This window comes from Bradyrhizobium sp. F1.4.3, from assembly GCF_040548375.1.
In the GTDB taxonomy this organism is placed as follows: domain Bacteria; phylum Pseudomonadota; class Alphaproteobacteria; order Rhizobiales; family Xanthobacteraceae; genus Bradyrhizobium.
Genome location: NZ_JBEPRN010000016.1, coordinates 1 through 20,974 on the forward strand (window position 1 = coordinate 1; position 20,974 = coordinate 20,974).

Consider the following 20,974-nt stretch of genomic DNA (forward strand, 5'->3'; position numbering starts at 1 on the left):
AAGGCGACCATGGCCCAGCCCGTCATTGTCGACCTCCGCAATATCTACCGTCCCGAAGAAATGGCCGCCGCCGGCTTCGTCTATGAGAGCGTCGGGCGGCCGCGGGCGTAAGGCTGATAGCGGCACATTGTTATCGACGCTATTGACCGATCACCGTCATGGCCGGCTTGCCCCGGCCATCTTGTTCACTCTCAAGTGAAAGAACCTCGATGCCGGGCACAAGGCCGGGCCTGAAGAACGGACGGTCCGGCCTTGAGCAGTCTCTTTGAACCAGGGTCTCTCTGAGCCAACCAGCAGACGAATCGTCACCGATGCGGAGTAAAATCCGCTACGACGTCGGGGGTGGCCTGACCATTGAGGAGCACAGCATAAGGCGGCGCCACCGGACAGCCGGGCCGTCACCGGCTGGTACCTCGGCATCATCGCCGCGGCGACGCGATCGTACGGGGCGCCCTGACCGTTGCTGAATGGTTGATCGGTTAGGCGCGCCTAGAGCAGCGCTTGGCTGCACTTGATCGCAGCGCAGATAATCATGACCCAAAGCGCAACGGTAATCTGCAGTGTCGTGGCCAATGTCCCACCGGTGACTGTGCAGCCCGCGCTCATCCTTACGCGATTCTCTGCCGGGTTCCGAGCCCCGGAACTCTACGAACTGATTCCTTTACTTCGCTTTAATCTCGACGGTTCGCCTCGGTAGTGATGATGCGGTTCTGGAGGCGCTGCGGCGGTGCGACCCCAAAACAGGATGGACGGAAGCTCGGCCGAACTCCCGGCCTTGGCGCCTAGAGATAGGTGCGGTTCCGAGTGCGCGCTTTGAGGGGATAAACGTTAGCGCTGCTTGGTGCTGCATTGTCGTTGTCTGGCACGAGGCGGGCCTTCTCTTCGGCGGCCGCCACGGCTGATCGCAGAGCCTGAAGCTCGGCCATCGCGGTACGGATTTCTTGATCTGACAACCTGCTTAGTTTCGCACGAAATGGAAGTTTCATAGTGCACCGTTGGAAGTGTTGGGCAGGAATGACTTTCGCGCAAAGTCATCGGACGGCGCAACTGAACTTCGAAATTAAGCTTGAGTGGTATCGTTAAGGTGTCGGAAGCGATGCCGGCTCCAAATGGGCGGACATTTGGTGTTTTTTTCGCCGGCTGAGGGGCGCTCAGAAGTTCTAGTCGATCAATTCGTAGAGCAAACCGGCGATTGAACCCATCGTGCAGTGATCTGGCGTACTCTCTGCAACGGGGCCGAGAAGACCGCTTTCCCTTTTCTTCGCTGCACACATCAGCCTCTTGCGGAAGCTCTCATGCATAGTCACGGTGCGGCCTCGGAGAACCGCTCAATTCTATATCGAACCCACGGCTAAGATCGAATGCTCGGAGAAACCTCATCTCCGATTACCAAAACTTCATGGTTCCCTAGTGGAACACTTTGTTGGGTCTTCACAAAGTGTTGCTGAAACATAATAATGCATAAGTTCGACCTACTGATCGAGAGATAAATGCTCTCGTTGGCTCTCTCCGACCAACTTGTTCTTGCCCATTAGGAGGCTCGTGGCTGAATTGAGTGCACACGAAGTTTCAATGAATAAGCTCACTGCAGGGCGCAGGCGCAGCCTCATATACCTGTTGGCAGCGTCAATCGCTACCTTGGGTTGGGTATCTGCCATAGCTTATGGGTTTATCGAGCTCTTGCGCTTTTTCCTCGCACTAGAATAGCTGACTGAACAGATCGCTGAACTTGACAGCGGCACAGAATATCACGCCCCAAAGCGCCAAGCTTATTTGCACCACGGTTGCGATTGCATCGCTCGCTGGTTGTTCTGCTACATTTACTGTCAAATAACGACGCGCGATGACCCAGCCCGGGGGTACACCGCAATCTGGGCGCCCGGGTCTGAACCCATTAATTTCCAACCGCGTAGGTCGATCGACCTGGGCGCGCCCGCGACGCCCGGCGTCGACTTGTTTGCGCAGCGAGATCCGATCGCCGCCAATGCCGAGCACGCGCCAGCGAAAGTGGTTTCAGAGATCGCCCCGCGATCGCTCGAGATTGTGCGACTTGCGCTCAGTTGCTTCTATCCTGGCGCGGGCGATGCCAGTGACGACCATCGCCAACAAGCAGATGTAGGCGAGCGCAGTGAAAAGAATGGAGAATGATTTTCGCATTCAATGGGCCCTGTGCTTTCCGAAGCGGAAGCCGGCGGCCGAGTATGATGACGCGCCGACTTCGCCATGTGGTCCCGGACGGAGCAATGTCTGGTACGTGCAACCTAGCCTTCGCTAGGCTGTCGGCAACAAAGCTCGCGAATTAAGATTGATACCGCGGGCAAGCGTCACTCGCGAAGCCAGATCACGATTGGCATTCCAATTGCTCGCGTACTCGATAGACGGTCTCCAATGTGGGACTTTGTTTTGAATCGAGGCAAACGATGCAAGAAGTGTCCCGTTCCGGGATCTCCGGAGAGCTTCAGCTCAGTGCGCTCATCGCGGATCTATGGTGGCGCGTTGATCTCATGAACTCTGACATCCTCGAAGAAGAGGCCAAAGCTGAGGCATTCGACATTCGACAGCCGGCATACCCGATGCTCGCGCTGAATCTCCGAGCGCGGCGCGATAACCTCATTTCGACGATCAGCGTTCTGGAAGAGCGTGCGAGGTCGGCGCTAGAAACAGCTTGAGATGAACTCCGCTTCTTTTGTGAGCCTGCCGACTATTTTTTGCTGTCGTCAAGCAGACGCACGCACAATGCCCGTGGGGAAGTAATCCGCGAGAGATCTGGCCTTAGGCTCGTTCAGGTTAATGAACTGGCCCGCGGCCAAATTTCCGGGCTCGTTTCGCCTCGGCCTTCACGTCGAGATTGCCGTAGACCGGAGCGTGGTCGCAAGGCCGATAGGCGGCTCAGCGACAACCATGATGCGCCGGGTGTCCCGTTCATCGTCAAGGAGCGCTCATGGTAGCTGAGTGCAGTCTTGCCATGCTGGCTACGATAGCGGAGTTTTCCTTTGCCTTGCCTTCCATCGTATGAGTGCTGCTTCAGGGTATAAGGTGCCCGTTCAATCTTGAGGATCATTCCTCTTTGGGTGTTGTAAGAACTTCGGCATGTGAACACGCCGCTGGCGGTCGCGCGGTACGGGGCGTTCGGACGGGGCGCGCCCGAGCTTGGATTGCAGCTCGACGAGGTCGGTGAAGACGTCGGCCTGGCGGCGCAGCTCATCGGCGATCATCGGCGGCTGGCTGGCGATCGTGGAGATCACCGTGACGCGCACGCCGCGGCGCTGCACGGCCTCGACCAGGGAGCGGAAGTCGCCGTCGCCCGAGAACAGCACCATCTGGTCGATGTGCTCGGCAAGCTCCATGGCGTCGACCGCAAGTTCGATGTCCATGTTGCCCTTGACCTTGCGACGGCCGGAGGCATCGATGAACTCCTTGGGCGCCTTGGTGACGACGGTGTAGCCGTTGTAGTCCAGCCAGTCGATCAGCGGGCGGATCGAGGAGGATTCCTGATCCCCGACGATCGCGGTGTAGTAGAACGCCCGCAGCAGTGTCCCGCCGCTCTGAAACTCTTCCAAAAGGCGCTTGTAATCGATATCAAGGCCCAGAACTTTTGCACTCGCATAGAGATTGGCCCCATCGATGAAGAGCGCGATCTTGATGGTAGGAGAAGCGGACATCTAATTCGGGCCTTCGGAAGTCAGGCTTGGGGCGGGTCAAACGAATGGTTGCAAATTTGGCGGCTCCGAAACCCTGGTGCATTTTTGGGCTAACGGCCTGAGGTGATCGCCAAGTGCACTTTGCGTTCCAAAAATGTGGATCCTTTAGTGACCGCCGGCGATTTCGCCTTTTGATAGCGAAATGTCCGGGCGCGGCCGCCCGGCGGAGGTCTGTTTTCCGACGAACCAAGAATGCTTCTTCCGGTCGGTACAGAGCGCAGCAAGCGTGGCTGTATGCTTGAGGCGATGGCTTGCAAGATGCCTTGGCTGCCGATGATCAGGAGAGCCCAGTCATAAACCTCGACGGTCTCGGTGATCGATCGGATTCATGCCAGCTTCGATCTTTTGGGCCGCGGTGGCGGCCGCCATATTGCCGAGCTCGGACGGAATCGAGAGCAGTGCCCCGTTTTCGGGTTGATGAAGGGCGACTAGGAATGCCAGTCGATCGGTTTCCAAAACAGCCCACGACGGTCGAGCTCAACTCGCAGAGTCTCAGCGCGTTCTTTTGCAGCAGCACCAGGAAGACCGCTGTGGCTCTTTGCATCCACCCTAACCTCTTTGCGAATGCTCTCGTACATCGTCATTATGTAGTGATCAGAAAGCTGCTCTAGCTCCATATGAATGCCTCGAAATAGATCAACAATATCCAACCGCGAGCCGCCAGATCTGGGCACATCGCCGGCGGCCCTTACCCGACGATCGAAATCGTCATCTTGTCGTGTGGAGGTGGGATAAGACCAGCTCCGTTTGGGAGTAAATCGATATCGCCGCGCTTTAGGTGGCTCAATTCAATCTTCGGATTAACCTGACTTCTCAAGGTTAAGCGCTTCCGTAGGCCGGGAATTATGAGCATCGGAGGCATTGGTATCGCGAGCCGCCTCGGTACCGCCAGCCGCAGGCGCTGCATCAGCGTTGGCGCCGGCGGCCTACGCCGTTGGGCCGGTCGAATTGGCGAGTGGTCGCGACCAAACTTGCCTCGTTGATAATTCCAGAGACTATCTCAGCTAGGGTCATTCCCTGATGCCAGTCTTGGCGAGCGCATATGCGTCATTGATCTCGGTAACGAACGCCGTTGCGAGTGCCTTGAAGCACACGCCAACTGCCCTTGATTATGTGCTGTCGCTCGTCGAGGTGCCAGCCTGGTTCACTCAGGTCCTGTCGTCCTCGCATCATCTCGCCGCAACCCTCGCAAATCCGAAGTTTCATGGTGATGTTCCAGCTCGGAAAGACGGCTCAACTCACAGGGAGTCGGGGGACCGCCGGGCCGGCCCGTCAGCGGGGCCGGCAAGCCGGTGTTGCTTTAACTCTCTGGAAAATAATCGGTTCCTGTTCAGGCGCCCTGAAGACATAGTCCCCTCTGTTATGACGACATCTTTTCAATGGGAGCATTGCTATGTCGAAGGCCGTTGAAGATCTGCAGATGTTGCGGTTGATCAAGGCATTTCAGCGCGTCAGAGACGGCGACGCGCGTCGGAAGATTGTGCTCTATGTCGAGGAGGAGGCGCAGCGGGAAGCGCAGCTGAAAACGAGGGAGCCGGCACCGGCCCGCTCCTGAAAACAGTCAGAGCGCGAGCATCAGCGGAAATTTGCGAACTAGCTCAATGTCGACATAGCCGACGCTATTGATCCACTCGTGTGGGCAAAAGGCGAGTGAGGCGGTGTCGATCTCAAACCCGTCGCGTCTTATCGCCTCGCGCGTGCCCAAGCGACCGGTCCATTCCTGCCGCCCGTTGTTCGGATCAAGGCATACGGCGTCGAACACGGCTATGTCGTTTGTCATCGGAAAACCCTAGGTACTGCAATCAATCGGAGCAATGGACGAAGAGTAGCCGGCAAAACGATGCGCGCAAGCGGGATCGATGCTGCGGCTGCTCAGTCGGCTGACGAGGCTGCGCGACGTGAGAAGCCGCTCACGTCAGCGGCAACAGATGCTCCGGAATCGGCACCGGTGCAGCTGGAACGAGCGAGGCGACGGAGACGTGTGGCCAGGTCAGGCCGGCGAAATCCAGCATGACCTTCTGCGAATACTGGATCTGCGTCGTCGCCACCCTGACGCGACCGCCGGCAAATCCCTTGTTGGGCACGAACGGAAGCGCTGCGACGAAGCTCGGAACCAGCGGCACCGTGCCCCTCTGCAACGGCTGGAGGATGATCGGCGGCTCCCCGGACGGGATGTGTGGCACGTCGATGTCGTAGATCACCGTCTCGATCCAGAACACGGCATCCATCTGGAACGCGTTGGCGTTGGCGCCATTGCCGCCCGGCGGCGGAGCGGGCACGCCCTGGAGGAACGCGACGTTCGAGGTGCCGCCGGCGAAGTTCGGCGCCTGCGGATGCGGCCCCGCCGAAGGGACGGCCGGCAAAGGGCCGCCGGACAGCGGCGTGCCGGGCTTGGTCGACGTCTCGATGATGATGGTCTGGCTGATGGTCTGATGCGCGATCTGGTTGCGCAGCACGGTGTTGGGGTCGGTGATCATGGCCTGGCTCAGCCTGCCGGAGGCGATCAGCGCCGTCAGGTCCTGCGGCAGCCTGCGCGTCGTCTTGTTGGCGGCGGTCTGATTCTGGAATGTGTGCTTGTTGTTCGGATTGCCGCCGAAGAACGGGGTGATGTCGACGGCCGCGATGGTCGGCTTGCCGGCGACGGCCGGCAGCGCAGTGCCTTGCGCGGTGATCGTCGTGCCGTGTGGGATCGAGGCCATGCGCGCGACGGTGAACGGTTCGTGCGGATTGGTGCTGGCCGGCACCGCCAGCCAGATGCCGGGCTCGAAGTGAATGCCGACCGGCGTTCCTGTAGTCACGTCGTTGATGGTCTGGAGATACGGCACGCCGTTCAGGAAGGTATCCGCCTGCGGCCCTGAGCCGCGATTGGGGATCGAGCCGAGATTGTTCGAGAACGACATCGTCTCGTCGGTGAGATTCAGCTCCAGCACGTTGTCGGGCGGATCGGTGGTGTTGATCGGACCCGGCATCTGCGTCGGCGTCGTCGCGCTGTCGGGCCGGAAGATCGTATTGAATCCCCGTCCCGTGAATGTGCCCGTGAAGGCGGTCAGCGGCCCGAGCGTGGGCGGGAGGGTGACGGGCGCCGCAGCGGGGACGGTGGCGGCATGCGCGGCAGCCCTGAATACAGTATCGACCTGGTGGATGGAGAAGTTCGCAGTCCTGGAGAATGCGCTGGTCAGCGGCTTGGGTTCGTCCATGGGGCGGTCCTTTCGATGCTGCAAGCGGCCGATGTCAGCGCTCTCCCGGGGCCGGCGCTCCAGGCTGTCACGTCGTTGAGTTCATCGCGGCGTCAGGCGGAATTTTTCGAAGCCGATTGCGATCTCCGCCGTCGTCCGTCTCGCCCGCGCCGGGGGACGCTTTCAAGGGGCAGTGGATGGGATGCGGAGCAAATTTGCGACCGAGCCGCGCCGGCAATTGATTGAGCGAAGCATTGCCTACTCCAACTCCGTGTTCGAGAATGACATGATCGAAAAATGGATAAGGGGGCATACGCCCGTGCGCCTTGGTTACATCTTAATAATGATACAACCTTAGCGATGCTTCAAGTGTGTTCCATTTCACAGGTGGCGCGCTGAAATCGAAGCATCCGAAGACGAGAAAGCTGCCCATGAGCATATCCGTCATCGAACAGGCCAGGATCCAGGCACAAGTCCTGGTGCCCCTGGTCAAGGCGCTCCAGGCCGAGCTCGGCGAGGCGCGCGCGAATGCGCTGGTGCGCAAGACGCTCGGCGATCTCTATCGCGGCTTCGGCGAGGAATTCTGGAAGGCGAAGAACGAGGCCAATCTCGGCCTGGCTGTCGCCTCCGCCTTCAAGGCCTATGCCCGCGACGACGCGCTCGCCTACGATGTGATCGAGCAGACGCAGGATGCGTTCGCCTTCGACGTGACGCGCTGCGCCTATGCCGAGTTCTACAAGGCGCTGGGCGAGCCGGAGCTCGGCTTTCTCCTGGTCTGTACCGCCGACTTTTCGACAGCGGACGGGTTCGGCCCCGACATCAAGCTCGCGCGCACGCAGACCATCATGCAAGGTGCCGATCGTTGCGATTTTCGCTACCGACGCGATGCGGGGGGATCACAGTGAAGGGAATGAGGAAGATGCGAGCGAGCACTCTTACCGTAGCGATGCTGTTGCTGGTCGCGTCGCGCGCTGACGCCGCGATGATCGACTGGCAGGCCGAGCTCCAACGCTGCCGCGCGTTGCGCGAGAACATGGCGCCGCTGCTCCAGGCCGGCGAAGGCATCTCCGCCGTCGGCCGCTCCAATGCGGCCGTCCGTCGTTGCATCTGGATCCAGCGCATGGCGGTGCGCAAGAAGATCCCCGGCGCTGAGGCGCGGTAGAGGCATCTGTATAACCGTCACCCTGAGGTGGCCGCTTCTTCAGCGGCCCTCGAAGGGCGACGGCCCCGCCGCATCCGGGCCGCCCATCCTTCGAGGCTCCCAGCGCAGTGCAGATGCACTGCGCTGCTCGCACCTCAGGATGACGGGGCTAAGACTGCGGTCGTCTCCCGCCAGAACGCCGTTTGCAGCGGAAGCTGGTGGCGGATCATCGCGACGCCGTCGACGACCTTCAGGCCGCGCGCGGCGCAGGCCTCCATGAATCCGGTGCGACGGGCGGCGATGATGTCAAACACCGCGCAATCCTTCGGCAGTTTTGTCGGGTCCATCGGCAGCGCGTCGGTCGCGTGCAAGCCGAGAGAAGTCGCATTCACACATAATCCGGCATCGTCGAAGCGCACCTCGAGGCAGATGTCGAGCTCCGGAAATTGCCCGCGCAGTTTTGCCCCGAGCGCCTCGACCGGGCCGGGCACCTCGTTGAGGATACGCAGCTGCTTCAACCCCGCCGCTGCCAGCGCATGGCAAATCGCGCGGCCGGCGCCGCCTGCGCCGATCACGACGCAACGCCGCTCGGGATTGAATACGCCGGCTTCACGCGCGGCATTCAAAAATCCGCCGCCGTCAAAGGATTCGCCGACGAGCTTTCCGCCGGCCTCGATCCGGATGGTGTTGACCACGCCTTCGAACTTTGCGGCAGGTCCGACCTCGTCGCAAAGCTCGAACGCGGCCGGCTTGTGCGGCATGGTCAGGTTGAAGCCGGCCGTGCTTGACGATTTTGCCAGCGCGCGGATCGTCCCGGCGAGATCGTCTGGGTGCACATCCATCGGCACCATGTGCCAGTCGAGGCCCTGCGCTTCGAAATAGGGTGTGTAGTATCTGGGCGCACCGACATGGCCGGCGGGATGGGCGAAGATGAAGACAATGCGCGAGGCGCCGGTCGGAAGCTTCATGACCTCACCCCTTGACCGCGCCGGCGGTAAGCCCGGAGACCAGATAGCGGCGCACTGCGAGCGAGAAGATCAGCACCGGCGCCATCACCAGTGAACCGCCGGCGGCGATCTTGCCCCATTCCCAGCCTTCGTAGTTCATGAAGTTGACGACAGCGACCGGTGCTGTGCGCGCATTGGTGCGGGTCAGGATCAGTGCGAAGAAGAAATCGTTCCAGGCGTAGAGGAAGCACAGGATCGCGGTCGCCGCGATGCCGGGCGTCACCATCGGCAGCACGATTTTTGTGAACACCGTGCGCGTGCGCGCGCCGTCGACCAGCGCGGCCTCTTCCAGCGAGACCGGTATGGTGTCGAAGAACGGCTGCATCATCCAGATCACCAGCGGCAGGTTGAAGCTGGTGTAGACCAGCACGAGGCCGGTGATGGTGTCGAGCAGCCCGATCCAGCGGTAGAACAGGAAGAAGGGGATCGTGAACGCGATCGGCGGCGCCATGCGCGTCACCAGGATCGCGAACGAGAGCGCATGCTTGCCGCGCCCGGCCCAGCGCGACAGCGCATAGGCCGCAGGCACGCCGAGCAGTAACGCGAGCGCGGTCGAGAACGACGCGCTCAAGAGGCTGTTGACGAAGGATGCCGAGAACGCGCTGTGCCAGAGCGAGATGTAGTTTTCCAGTGTCGGCGTGAAGATCAGCGGCGGCGGGAATTGCAGGATCTGGTCGTTGGACTTGAAGCTCATCTGCAACAGCCACAGGAACGGCGAGAGCAGGACGAGCAGCGTCATCGAGATCGCGGCCAGCCGGCGCGGCGTGGCCTTTCGTACGGACGATTCGCTCATGCCAACGCCTCCCGGCGCCAGCCCATCCAGACCAGGCCAAGGCTGATGCCGCAGACCAGCAGCAGCATCACCACCGTCACCGCGCTGGAATAGCCGATCTCGTTGGTGTCGAAGGCAAGCAGATACGCATAATAGTTGGTGACTTCAGTGATCGTGCCCGGCCCGCCGCTGGTCAGCAGGAAGATCAGCGGAAACGCCTTCACGCTGTCGATCAGGCGGAACATGCCGGAGATGACGAGGATCGGCATGATGAAGGGCAGGGTGACGTACCAGAAGATCTGCAATTTGGTGGCGCCGTCGACGAGGGCTGCTTCCGAATATTCATCTGGAATCGTCTGGAGCGCCGCCAGCACCATCAGGAAGGTGAAGGGCAGCCACTCCCAGGTGTCGGCGATGACGATCGCGGTCAACGCGAAATCGACGCTCGAGGTCAGCGCCGGCATGGTGAAGTGCAAGGCTTGCGCGGCGTAATAGAGCGGGCTGATGTCGGGCGTATAGATCAGCTTCCAGATCACCGCGACCACGATCGGCGGCAGCACCATCGGGATCAGGAAGAAGGTGCGGGCGAACTCGACGAAGTGCGACGGCACGTTCAGGAGCAGCGCCAGCCCCATGCCGATCAGCACCTGGAACAGCACGCCCCAGAACGACAGTTTCGCCTGCACGACGAGCGAATTGACGAAGCGGGGATCACCGGGCAACAGGCCATAATTGCGCAACGGCGCGCTGAAATCGGTGGCCGAGCCGGGCGTTGTCAGCTGGAACGGCGTGAGACTGGTCACGACGAGATAGACCGCCGGCAACACGGCGATCGCAAACAGCACGATCAGGCTCGGCGTGAGCGCCCAGGCAATGAAGCTGCGGCGCTCTTCTTCGATTCCACCCTGGCTCAAAGCTGGGTTCCGGACCTGCGAAGTGCGGCGATGGCCTGGTCCTGGGCCGCGTTCATCGCGTCCTTGGCAGGGAGCTGGCCGGTTGCGACCTGCTCGAACGCCTTGTTGAGGACGTCGCCGACGATCGGGAATTCCTTCACGGTGCGATAGGCCATGTAGTTCTCGCCCTTGGCCGGCAGCTCCAGCACTTCGAGATAGAGCGCGCCGAGGTCCTGGCCGTTCACCGTGTTGAGCTTGCGATAGGCCTCGCTGGTGATGATCGAGCGCCGGCAGATCGACGAATGACCATGCTCCTTGACGAGCCGCATCGAGATGTCGGGCGAGAGCGCCCATTTGATGAATTCCCACGCCGCCTTCTTGTTCTTGGCGTTCTTGGGAATGCCGAGCCCCTGGCTGTTCGACGCCGGATAGTCGTGCACGGGACCGGCGGGCGAGCGCACCACGCGCGAGGTCTCCTTCACCTTGCTCTCGTCGGAGAGCAGGATCGGCGTCACCCAGGAACTGGAGTGGATGAAGATGTTGGAGCGTCCCGTGAGCAGCGACTGCCGCGCCTGGTCCTCGGTGTAGGTCAAGACACCCTTCGGCGCGCTCTTCAGGAGCTTGGCATAGAATTCAATGCCCTGAATCGTCTCAGGCGTGTTCAGCGCCGGCATGATGTCGCCCGGCGGCTTGCGGAAGATGTTGCCGCCAAAGCCCTGGATGTAGGGCGGCAGGTTCCAGTGGTGGAGCTGGAACGAGGTGATACCGCTGACGCCATCAGTGCCGTTGATCTCGGCGCAGACCTGCTGGAGCTCGGCGAAGGTTCTGGGGATCTTCAACCCCTTCTTCTCCATCAGGTCCATGCGCGACAGCCCCATCAGCATCGCGCCGCCTTCCCAGGAATAGCCGTAGGTCGCCCCCTTGGCATCGCGATAGGGCACCTGCGCGCCTTCGACGAAGTCCTTTGGATTCCATTCGGCCGGCGTCAGGTTCGCATCGCCGGTGTACTCGTCCAGGTTGGCGAGCAGGCCGGCCGCGACCCAGCGCGCGGCGAGGATGAAGGTGACGTTGACGAAATCATAGGCCGAGCCGCCCGAGGACAGTTCGAGATTGGCCTGCTGGTTGTAGACCGGGAAGGCCGAGAGCTGGAGGTCGACCTTGATGCCGGTCTGCTCCTCGAACTCGGGGATGTATTTTTGCAGCAGCGTGAAGAAGCGGTGCTGGAACGAGGCGCCGTGCAGCGTCACGCCCGCGAACGGTTTTGTCTGCGCGATCAGCGGCGCAGGAAATGCCGCAAGCGCCGCGCCCGCGGCGCTGGCTTTCAGCAATTTGCGGCGCGTGATCGATGTGCGCGACGCGCGCGCGGTGTGGTCCGCCTGATTCTTCATGTTGTCCTCCCTCAAAACTGCTTGCCGGCTTCAACGCGCCCGTCTGGTGCGGGCGTTCTCGTCCTCGGCGTCCTTCTTCCGCTGGCGCGACATGGCCGAGACGATGTTCTGTTCGGTGAGATCCATCAGCTTGTGCATGGCCTGGCGCGCGCCGTCGGGGTTGCGCGCCCAGATTTCGTCGAGCACCGCGCGATGGTAGGGCAGGCTCTTGCGCGGCGCGCCCGGATTGGTGCTCGACAGGTTGAACGACATCCGCAGCGCCGCGGCGACCGTCGCGCCAAAGGCGATCAGAAAGTCGTTGCCCGTGGCGATGAGAATGCCGCGGTGAAACTGCAGGTCCGGCTCGGCATAGGCGACGCGGTCCATGCCGGCCGCGTCCATGCCGCGATAGGCGCGTTCGATCCTGGCAAAGTCCTCGTCCGTGCCGCGCACGGCACAGATCGCGCAGGCCTCCGGCTCGACGATCCTGCGGACCTCCATGATCTGCTTGGCGAACTCCTGGGTCGGCAGCGCAAGCAGTGTCCAGTTCAACAGCTCCTCGTCGAGCATGTTCCAGTCGAAGCGCGCCCGCACATGCGTGCCGGCCTTCTGCTTCGAGGCGATCAGCCCTTTGGCCTTCAGGAGCGAGAGCGATTCACGGATCGACGCGCGGCTGACGCTGAAGCGCGAGGCAAGCTCGATCTCGCGCGGCAGGGTCGTGCCTTCGCGCCACACGCCGGTCAGGATCAGCCGCGCCACCTCGCGGGCGACGTGACCGCTCGACTGCTGGCTGTCTTTGCTGTCGGCCTTTGCCAATTTGATCCTGTTCCGCGAAGTTAAATGTCTGATTTATTGCGCGTGCGAAGAAATGACTGCGCAAATTCGGCCATATGGAAAGGATAATCCGATCGAGCGCGGTTTGACAAGAATTATTATGTCAGACATATTTTCTCCTTCGCCAATGCCGCGCAGGACAAAACAACCGTGACAGAGCCCCACATCGTCCTGGTCATGACCGACCAGCAACGCTTCGACACGATCGCGGCGACGGGCCACCCCTATATGAAGACGCCGAATCTCGATCGGCTGGTGCGCGAGGGCGTCTATTTCGACAATTGCTTCATCAATGCGCCGAGCTGCGTGCCCTCGCGCGCGGCGCTATTCTCCGGCCTCTATCCGCACGCCTCGGGCGTGCTGAAGAACGGGCAACACTGGCAGAAGACGTGGGTCAGCAATCTGGCCGAGGCCGGCTATCACTGCGTCAATGTCGGCAAGATGCACACGATCCCCTATGACGCGAAGGCCGGCTTCCACGAACGCTTTGTTGTGGAGAACAAGGATCGTTTCTTCGAGGGACGTTGGTTCGCCGACGAGCTGGACAAGGCCTTTGCCACGCACAAGCTGACTAAGCCGTCGCGCGCCGGCTATCGCAGCCTGCCGGATTATGGCGACCGCATGGGCGCCTTCACCTGGGAGATGCCGAAGTCGCTGCATCCCGACGTCTTCGTCGCTGAAACGGCGATGTGGTGGCTGGAGACGCGGCCCAAGCCGGACGCGCTGTTCATGCAGATCGGCTTGCCCGGGCCGCATCCGCCCTATGATCCCTTGCCCGAATATCTCGAGCATTACCTCGCCCGCAACGACCTTCCGGTGCCGCAGCCGACCGAAGCCGAGATCGAGGGGCTGCCGGCGTACCTCAAGGAGAAGCGCCGCCACGACGCCGAGGTCGACCACGATGCGGTGTCCTGGAAGCTTAAGCCGACGCATGAGGAGATGCGGCGCCTGCGCGCGCATTATTGTGCCAACGTCACCATGATCGACGAGCAGATCGGCCGCCTGCTGCAAACGCTGGACGACAAGGGCTATCTCGACAATTGCGTCGTCATCTTCATGTCGGATCACGGCGACAATCTCGGCGAACACGGTCTCAGCCAGAAATGGTCGATGTACGAGCCCGTCACCCGCATCCCGCTGCTGTTCTGGTCACCCGGACGTTTTTCCGGCGGCCGCCGGATCCGCGAAAAGTGCCAGCTGTTCGATCTCGGCCCGACCATCCTGGATCTCGCCGGCGCGCAGCATCCAAAGCCGTTTCAGGCCCGCAGCCTGCTTCCGGCGCTGGAGGGCGAGAGCTGGGCCGGCCGCGACTTCGTGTTCAGCGAGCAGGCCGGCGACGTCGCCATGACCGGCGCCAGGCTGATCACCATGGTGCGTGATAACAGGTGGAAGGTCGTGTTCATTCACGGCGCCGAGGATGGGCAATTGTTCGATCTCGCGAGCGACCCGCTCGAGCAGCACAATCTCTGGGGCGTGCCCGAGCACGCCGGAATCATCAGCCGTCTCAAGGACGCCTTCATCGACTGGCGCCAGAACAGCCTGCTGGAGACGATGGATCTGAACGCCGCCGCGCGCTAAGTGCGCTTGCCGCGCACGTGAACATTCACAAGAGGTCGTCATGCCCGGGCCTGTCCCGGGCATCCACGTTCTTTGTACCTCGGCGCAAGGCGTGGATGGCCAGGACAAGCCCGGCCATGACGGCGTGGAATCCTCGGCGCTCGAGGGAGCGCACCTACCCGACCAGATACTTCCTCACCGCCGCCTCGTCCCACGCAATGCCGTTGCCGGGCTCCTCGCTCGGCAGCGCAAAGCCATCCTTGATCGTCAACCGCGTCGCCAGCACCGCATCGGCCCAATCGACATATTCCAGCCAATGCGCGGTCGGCGTCACGCACAGCAGATGCGCGCTGACCTCCGAGAACAGATGCGTCGACATTTCGATGCCGGCGGCGTGCGCCAGTGATGCCGCGCGCAGCCAGCCGGTGACGCCGCCGATGCGCTGCACATCAGGCATCACGTAATCGCAGGCCTCCGCCGCGAGGGCGGATTGCATCGCAAAGGCGCTGTCAAAATTTTCGCCGATCTGGACCGGCGTGCGCAGCGCGTCCGCGATACGGGCGCAGCCGGCATAGTCGTCGTGGCGGATCGGCTCCTCGATCCAGGTCAGCCCCTCGTCGTCGAGCATCTCGCCGCGGCGGATGGCTTCGGTCACTGTCAGCGCCTGGTTGTAGTCGCACATCAGCGTCACCTGGTCGCCGACGGCTCTTCTCACCGCGCGCACGACCGCCAGATCCTCCCGCGCATCGGGCCGGCCGACGCGGATCTTTGCAGCCTGAAAGCCCTCGGCCAGCAGCCTGTGGGCTTCGTCGACCGCGGCGCCCGCCGGCATGATGCCGAGCCCCTTCGAATTGTAGGCCTTGACCGGCTTCGGTGCGCCGCCGAGCAGGCGTGCCAGCGGCAGGCCGCGAGCCCGCGCCAGTGCGTCCCACGCCGCCATGTCGATGCCGGATTGCGCCAGCCGTTGCAGGCCGGCGAGCCCGAGCAGCGTGAAGCGCTGGGTCAGCTTGCGCTCGATCTCGAACGGCAGCAGCTCGTCGCCGGCAAGCAGTTCTGACATTTCCGCGACCATTGCGGTCAGCGGCTTCAAGGCCGAGGGGGTGATCGAGAACAGATAGGCATGGCCCCGCACGCCCTGGTCGGTCTCGCAGTCGATCAGCACCAGGGGCGCCTTGGCGACCTCGCCGGTGGAGGTTTTGAGCGGCAGATTCATCGGTACGATCACGGGGCGGGCAACGAAGCGCTTGATGCGGATGGTCTCGGTCATTCCAAGGTCTCCCGGCGGAGTGAATGCAGGTTAATGTCGATCTTAAACAGTCGTCATGAAACCAAAAGCCGGTTGCTGCGACCACCATAGAATGGGGTTGCGCTGGCCCGCGTTTATTGGCTCTGTACCGCAGCAGGTTTTGCCGCAAATCCCCAATTTTTCCCCAAAATCGTAAACAACGGAGCCACAGAGTGAAACAAGAGATCTCCGAGGAGCAGCGCAAGAGCGGCATCCTGATCGGTGCCGTGGTCGCCTTCCTGCTACTCGCTCTGCCGCTCGCGGTGTGGCTGGACCTGACCGAGCTGAGCAAGACGGCGCTGCGACGGCAGGCCACCGATCTCAATTCGGTGATATCAAGCGTGCGCGGCTATTACGCATCCAATGTGGTCGGGCGGGTGCTGGCCAATCCGAACGGCACGACCAAGGTCGTTCACAACTACGAATCCGTGCCCGGCGCGATCCCGATCCCGGCGACGCTGTCGCTGGAGCTCGGCCGGGTGATCGGCGCACAGCAGGAGAACATCACCTACCGCTTCGTCTCGGACTTCCCGTTCCAGAATCGCGCGCCGCACCAGCTCGACTCCTTCGAGAAGGACGCGCTCGCCGCACTGCGTGCCGATCCCGAGCAGAAGATCGTCGACACCGAGACCTCGCTGTTCTCTGACAAGGTCCGCCTGGTCGCGCCGGTCATCATGGGCCCGGCTTGCGTGAGCTGTCACAACAGCCACCCCGAAAGCCCGAAGAAGGACTGGAAGGTGGGAGACGTCCGCGGCATCCAGGAGGTGATCATCGCCCAGCCGATCGCGGCCAACATTTTCTCGTTCAAGTTCCTGCTGGCCTATTTCCTGATCGCGGCCGGCAGCGGCCTGTCGTTCCTCTCGCTCCAGCGCCGTCAGGCGAGCCGCATCAAGGGCATGAACAAGGAGCTCGAATCCGCCAACGACTTCCTCGCCTCGCTCTCGATGAAGATCTCGCGCTACATCCCGCCCCAAGTCTACAAGAGCATCTTCTCCGGCCAGAAGGACGTTACCATCCACACCGAGCGCAAGAAGCTCACCATCTTCTTCTCCGACATCCAGAATTTCACCGCGACCGCCGAGCGGCTTCAACCCGAATTGTTGACCCAGCTCCTCAACGAATATTTCACCGAAATGTCGGCGATCGCCCATGAATATGGCGGCACCATCGACAAGTTCATCGGCGACGCCATGCTGATCTTCTTCGGCGACCCCGAGACCAGGGGCGACCGCGCCGACGCGCAGGCCTGTCTTCAGATGGCCTGGCGCATGCAGCATCGCCTCACCGAGCTCAATGCGAAATGGCGCGCCTCCGGCATCGAGCTGCCGTTCAAGGCCCGCATCGGCATCAACTCCGGCTATTGCAATGTCGGCAATTTCGGCAGCAGCGACCGCATGGACTACACCATCATCGGAGCGGAAGCGAACCTCGCCGCGCGCCTGCAATCGATCGCCGAGCCCGGCGGCATCGTGCTGAGCTACGAAACCTTCGCGCTCGTCAGCGACGTCGTCCGCGCCCACGCACTGCCCGCAATCACGATGAAGGGCATCAGCCGCGAGGTCATTCCCTATACGGTCGATGCGCTGAACGATGGCTCGACTGAGAAGAGCGGAATCATCACCGAGCGCGCGCCCGGCCTCGAGCTCTATCTCGACCCGGCCGTGGTGAAATCCGGCGATGCGGCGCGGGTGCGTTCGCTGCTGGAAAGCGCGCTGGCATCGCTCAAGCCGGCGTGAGGCGCGCGCAAACTGTCGTTTCGATTGAGGCAAACTGTCGTTTCGATTGAGAGAGTGTGCCGTGTGGCTCCCCCTCCCTAACCCTCCCCTGCAAGGGGGAGGGAACGCACCTTTGTTGTGGCGGCGCCCTTTCGAAGGCTTTGGCGACGTTGATGTGAACGCAAGCGTCGCGGCGCGCTCCGTTCTGCTCCCTCCCCCCTTGCGGGGGAGGGCAGGGGAGGGGGTAGCTCAGCAAAAGGTCCGCGTGAGTCAGCTTACCTCGCCGCGCCTTCCATGAATGCGGTTTCGATCACCTCTCCGAATGGTTGCCACGAGCGGCCGTCAAACTGGACAAGCCGCATCTGCTTGATCGGCAGATAGCTGTCCGGCGAGGTATTCATCCTGATGCTGGGCAGCGCAACGGTGGGGTGATAATCCCGGAGCGCAGCGGCCTGACGCATGACGTTCTCCCGCGACAGGTCGTCGCCGCATTGCTTCAGCACCTGCGTCAGCGCCTCGGCCGCGGCATAGCCGTAGAGCGCGGCACTGTTGTTCGTGCTTTCGACGTGATGATACTTGTCCATGAAGGCGAACCAGTCCTTCATGGCAGGATCGTCTTTCCAGGCGGGATCGCTCGGATCCTTCAGAAAAGCCGTCGAGATCACGCCGGCCGAATTCTGCAGGCCGGCAGGCGCCATCGCATTGGCGATCGAGGCGGAGGCATCGTTCACGATGAAGACCGGGTGCCAGTTGAGCGATGCCGCCAGCTTGATCACCTTGGACGCCGTCGACGGCACGCCGAGAAAGACGAAAATATCGGCGCCCGCGCGCTTGAGGATCGAGACGTGCCCTTCGAGATGCTCATCGGCAATGTCGAAGGCGATGTCGACGAGGACAAGACGGTTCAGGTTGCCAAGACCTTCCTCGATGCCCTTGAGGAGCGCGCGTCCGAACTGGTCATTCTGCCACAGCACCACGATCTTGCGATGCGGATAATAGGCCTGGATGTAGTTGGCGTAGATGCGCCCCTCGGACCGGAACGCCGGCTGCCAGCCCATGGTCCAGGGAAACGCCTTGGCCTGGCTCAGCTCCTCGTCGCCGGAGGCGACGAAAAGCTGCGGCACTTTCCTCTCATTCAGATACCAGCGTGCGGCGAGATTGCCGGGCGTGCCGAACGATCCGAACATCAGCTGCACGTCGTCCTTCTCGACCAGATTGCGAGTCAGCTCCAGCGCAGTCGTCGGGTCGGAATTGTCGTCGCGCGTGATGAAGCGGACCTTGCGGCCGTTGATGCCGCCACGATCGTTGATCATGTCGAAATAGGCGGCCTCCGCCTGGCCGATCGCGCCGAATTCGGAAAGCGGTCCCGAATACGGCATGACATTGCCGATGCGGATTTCGTTGTCGGTGGTGGATTGTTCGGCGCGCTCCTGGGACATCGCCCCCAGCGATGCGAGGGCGACCATCAAAACGAACAGCATCCTGCCGGAGACGTGCATGTTCGACCCCTTGATGTTGGCCCCTCATGGAGGTCGGCTCAGTCCGCACCAAGGCGCTTGATCTAGGTCAAGCGTTTGTCATTCCTGTGGCTTGGTTGTCCGTTTTGAGGTTTCGTTCTCTTGGGGCGAAACGGCAGGCGTGTTGACGCGGCGCGAGTGAACTCGCTGCTCAGAAGCGGGTTAGCCTCGCCAAGGCTGGCATGAAGACGCATGGCGGATATTCTGATCGAGAGAGTCCCCGTGTGGCACCCCCCTCCCTAACCCTCCCCCGCAAGGGGGGAGGGAACGCACCTTTGGTGTTGCGCTGCCGTCTACCTATCACGCAGCGTCGATAGGCCCACAGCGTCGCCGCGCGCTCCGCTCTGCTCCCTCCCCCTTGCGGGGGAGGGCTGGGGAGGGGGTAGCCCAGCAAATGGTGTGTGTAATCGAGACGCTGCCCGCAACAATCCGCTACGGTAGTCCGCGCGCCTCGAGCTGATGCACGAGCAGCAGCGTCGGCTCGGCGAGGCTGTTGCCGGAGCCGTCGAGGCCGAACGCGGCGGCGATGCCGTCGCGGCTGCGCAGGAGCGCGGTGCGCGGGCAGTGGCCGGCGCCGCAGAGCGTCTTCCTCAGGGTCTCGCCCTGTGACACGAGGCTCGCGGGATCGTCCGCAGCCCAGGCCAGCACAATCGGCTCCTCGACGTTGAGAATGCCGGGGAAGACCGACCGCTTGTCATACTGGCTGGCATCGCTGCCGAGATAGGCCTTCACGCTGTCGCTGGCGTCCTTGCCGGCGCGATAGATGCCGGACACCAGCACGACGGCAGCGACATCGGCGCGGTCGGTCTGAAGCTCGGGATGCGCCAGCAGGCTCGCGACATGGAAGGCGCCGGCGCCGTAGCCGACGGCGACGATCTCGCGGGCATCGCCGTTGAACAGGTCGATATTCCCGTGGATCCAGGACAACGCCGCCGCGACGTCGGTCGCACCGGTGGGCCAGGCCGCCGCAGGTGCCAGGCGGTAGCTCACGCGCACCCCGATCATGCCGTTGCGCGCGGCGAAGCACATCGCCTGGTCCTGGACCTCGCGCGACAGGTCCGGCGCCACACGGTCGCCGGTGAAGGTGTCGCCGCCCACGAACAGCAGCACCGGCCGCGGCGTGTCCGCCTTGGTCTCGCCGCTGGTGGCGACATCGAGCACATTGGCCTCGCTCTCGCCATAGCGCAGGCCCCGCGAGAACGTGACCTGCTCGCACAGCCGCGCGGTGCCCCCGGCGGTCGTGTCGGAATCGGTGAGGCCGACCGGCACGAGATCGGACAGCCCCGTCAGCCGCGCCGGCAGCGGGCCGTGCGCGGAGGCCGTCGTCACGCTCAGAAGCAGTAAAAATGCGAGATAATTCTTCATCTTGGTGCCGGCCTTGCGCGCCTGATATGGGCTCGCTCGTTTTGGCCTGTCTTTTCAATTCGCCTTATTAGTTCGCCTTGAGGCGATTTCACGGCACCTTTGGCTCATCGTCCAGGTTCGGTTCAATTTCCCGGCTGGAACGTGCAATCCGCCCCGCTGCCGTCCTTTTGCCGGATGGCGTTGGGGTCGATCGTGCAGCTCAGCCTGGTCAGGCTCTCAAAATTCGATCCCGCCGCGCCATCGGGCGGAATGCCGGCCAGCGCCTCGGTCGCGAAGATCTCGTTGGCCGTGGAGCCGTTCACGGTCCTGACCTTCTTGCCGAAGGTCACCTCGCAGCTGCGCAAGGTGATGTCGACATTGCTGGTGCGGCAGACAATTCGATCAGCGGTCACCACGATCGGCTTCTTGTAGGGAATGTCGCTGTTGGCGGCGAACAGCATCGCCACCGCCTTCTTCTCGGCGCCGGACAGCTCCGGCGACAGCGGCGCGATCACGCCCGCGAGCGCCAGCGCCGTCGAGCCTGAGACCTTTGCAGGTGTGCCGCCGGAGGCACCGGCAGCATGGGATGCGCCGGCGACAAGGATTCCACAGGCGAGGCAAGCCGACATCGTGAGTTTCATTCGTGTCTCTCCAGCCCGCTCAGG

General features: G+C 62.2%; 18 protein-coding genes and 1 pseudogene. 7 read left to right on the forward strand and 12 right to left on the reverse strand.

Going from position 1 to position 20,974, the window contains the following annotated elements; translation table 11 throughout:
- Positions 1 to 111, forward strand: a pseudogene (locus ABIB73_RS29750) (UDP binding domain-containing protein); the annotation flags it as partial.
- 2,309 nt (positions 112 to 2,420) lie between these two features.
- Positions 2,421 to 2,669, forward strand: a complete 249-nt coding sequence (locus tag ABIB73_RS29755; protein ID WP_354229862.1) for a hypothetical protein — start codon at positions 2,421 to 2,423, stop codon at positions 2,667 to 2,669.
- A 375-nt stretch (positions 2,670 to 3,044) separates the two neighbouring features.
- Here ABIB73_RS29755 and ABIB73_RS29760 read toward each other — a convergent pair whose 3' ends face one another.
- A complete protein-coding gene (locus ABIB73_RS29760; RefSeq protein WP_354229864.1) occupies positions 3,045 to 3,662 on the reverse strand; it encodes a LabA-like NYN domain-containing protein in 618 nt (205 codons plus the stop codon).
- A 1,432-nt stretch (positions 3,663 to 5,094) separates the two neighbouring features.
- On the opposite strand from ABIB73_RS29760, the gene ABIB73_RS29765 reads away from it, so the two are divergent.
- A complete protein-coding gene (locus tag ABIB73_RS29765; RefSeq protein WP_354229866.1) occupies positions 5,095 to 5,256 on the forward strand; it encodes a hypothetical protein in 162 nt (53 codons plus the stop codon).
- 6 nt (positions 5,257 to 5,262) lie between these two features.
- On the opposite strand, the gene ABIB73_RS29770 is transcribed toward ABIB73_RS29765, so the two are convergent.
- Together ABIB73_RS29770 and ABIB73_RS29775 are read right to left on the reverse strand one after the other, a co-directional pair.
- Positions 5,263 to 5,463 carry a hypothetical protein gene (locus ABIB73_RS29770; RefSeq protein WP_354229868.1) on the reverse strand — a complete coding sequence of 67 codons (201 nt, stop codon included), beginning with the start codon at positions 5,461 to 5,463 and terminating at the stop codon, positions 5,263 to 5,265.
- A 148-nt stretch (positions 5,464 to 5,611) separates the two neighbouring features.
- Positions 5,612 to 6,898 (reverse strand): heme-binding protein, encoded by a 1,287-nt coding sequence (locus tag ABIB73_RS29775; RefSeq protein WP_354229870.1) that lies wholly within the window; start codon positions 6,896 to 6,898, stop codon positions 5,612 to 5,614.
- Between the two features lie 410 nt (positions 6,899 to 7,308).
- Here ABIB73_RS29775 and ABIB73_RS29780 point away from each other — a divergent pair, with 410 nt between their 5' ends.
- Positions 7,309 to 7,782, forward strand: coding sequence for an L-2-amino-thiazoline-4-carboxylic acid hydrolase (locus ABIB73_RS29780; protein WP_354229872.1), 474 nt, complete (start codon positions 7,309 to 7,311; stop codon positions 7,780 to 7,782).
- Positions 7,783 to 7,796: 14 nt separating this feature from the next.
- Positions 7,797 to 8,039, forward strand: a complete 243-nt coding sequence (locus ABIB73_RS29785) for a hypothetical protein (RefSeq protein WP_354229874.1) — start codon at positions 7,797 to 7,799, stop codon at positions 8,037 to 8,039.
- A 134-nt stretch (positions 8,040 to 8,173) separates the two neighbouring features.
- On the opposite strand, the gene ABIB73_RS29790 is transcribed toward ABIB73_RS29785, so the two are convergent.
- The 5 genes from ABIB73_RS29790 to ABIB73_RS29810 are packed head-to-tail and all read right to left on the reverse strand — an operon-like array spanning position 8,174 to position 12,873.
- On the reverse strand, positions 8,174 to 8,986 hold the full coding sequence (locus tag ABIB73_RS29790; RefSeq protein WP_354229876.1) for a shikimate dehydrogenase family protein: 813 nt from the start codon (positions 8,984 to 8,986) through the stop codon (positions 8,174 to 8,176).
- Between the two features lie 4 nt (positions 8,987 to 8,990).
- On the reverse strand, positions 8,991 to 9,818 hold the full coding sequence (locus tag ABIB73_RS29795) for a carbohydrate ABC transporter permease (protein ID WP_354229878.1): 828 nt from the start codon (positions 9,816 to 9,818) through the stop codon (positions 8,991 to 8,993).
- Positions 9,815 to 10,711, reverse strand: a complete 897-nt coding sequence (locus ABIB73_RS29800) for a carbohydrate ABC transporter permease (protein ID WP_354229880.1) — start codon at positions 10,709 to 10,711, stop codon at positions 9,815 to 9,817. Before ABIB73_RS29800 ends, ABIB73_RS29795 begins: the two co-directional genes overlap by 4 nt.
- Complete coding sequence (locus tag ABIB73_RS29805) at positions 10,708 to 12,078, reverse strand: ABC transporter substrate-binding protein (protein WP_354229882.1); 1,371 nt, start codon at positions 12,076 to 12,078, stop codon at positions 10,708 to 10,710. The genes ABIB73_RS29800 and ABIB73_RS29805 overlap by 4 nt, the downstream gene beginning before the upstream one ends.
- Before the next feature lie 30 nt (positions 12,079 to 12,108).
- Complete coding sequence (locus ABIB73_RS29810; RefSeq protein ID WP_354229884.1) at positions 12,109 to 12,873, reverse strand: FadR/GntR family transcriptional regulator; 765 nt, start codon at positions 12,871 to 12,873, stop codon at positions 12,109 to 12,111.
- A gap of 168 nt (positions 12,874 to 13,041) precedes the next feature.
- On the opposite strand from ABIB73_RS29810, the gene ABIB73_RS29815 reads away from it, so the two are divergent.
- On the forward strand, positions 13,042 to 14,469 hold the full coding sequence (locus ABIB73_RS29815; protein WP_354229886.1) for a sulfatase family protein: 1,428 nt from the start codon (positions 13,042 to 13,044) through the stop codon (positions 14,467 to 14,469).
- Positions 14,470 to 14,623: 154 nt separating this feature from the next.
- Here ABIB73_RS29815 and ABIB73_RS29820 read toward each other — a convergent pair whose 3' ends face one another.
- Complete coding sequence (locus tag ABIB73_RS29820) at positions 14,624 to 15,715, reverse strand: enolase C-terminal domain-like protein (RefSeq protein ID WP_354229888.1); 1,092 nt, start codon at positions 15,713 to 15,715, stop codon at positions 14,624 to 14,626.
- Positions 15,716 to 15,906: 191 nt separating this feature from the next.
- On the opposite strand from ABIB73_RS29820, the gene ABIB73_RS29825 reads away from it, so the two are divergent.
- A complete protein-coding gene (locus ABIB73_RS29825; RefSeq protein ID WP_354229890.1) occupies positions 15,907 to 17,469 on the forward strand; it encodes an adenylate/guanylate cyclase domain-containing protein in 1,563 nt (520 codons plus the stop codon).
- Between the two features lie 254 nt (positions 17,470 to 17,723).
- Here ABIB73_RS29825 and ABIB73_RS29830 read toward each other — a convergent pair whose 3' ends face one another.
- The 3 genes from ABIB73_RS29830 to ABIB73_RS29840 all read right to left on the reverse strand — a co-directional run bounded on the left by ABIB73_RS29830 (position 17,724) and on the right by ABIB73_RS29840 (position 20,950).
- A complete protein-coding gene (locus ABIB73_RS29830; RefSeq protein ID WP_354229892.1) occupies positions 17,724 to 18,947 on the reverse strand; it encodes an ABC transporter substrate-binding protein in 1,224 nt (407 codons plus the stop codon).
- A gap of 450 nt (positions 18,948 to 19,397) precedes the next feature.
- On the reverse strand, positions 19,398 to 20,330 hold the full coding sequence (locus tag ABIB73_RS29835; protein WP_354229894.1) for an alpha/beta hydrolase: 933 nt from the start codon (positions 20,328 to 20,330) through the stop codon (positions 19,398 to 19,400).
- A gap of 122 nt (positions 20,331 to 20,452) precedes the next feature.
- Complete coding sequence (locus tag ABIB73_RS29840; RefSeq protein ID WP_354229896.1) at positions 20,453 to 20,950, reverse strand: hypothetical protein; 498 nt, start codon at positions 20,948 to 20,950, stop codon at positions 20,453 to 20,455.
- Between the last annotated feature and the right edge of the window lie 24 nt (positions 20,951 to 20,974).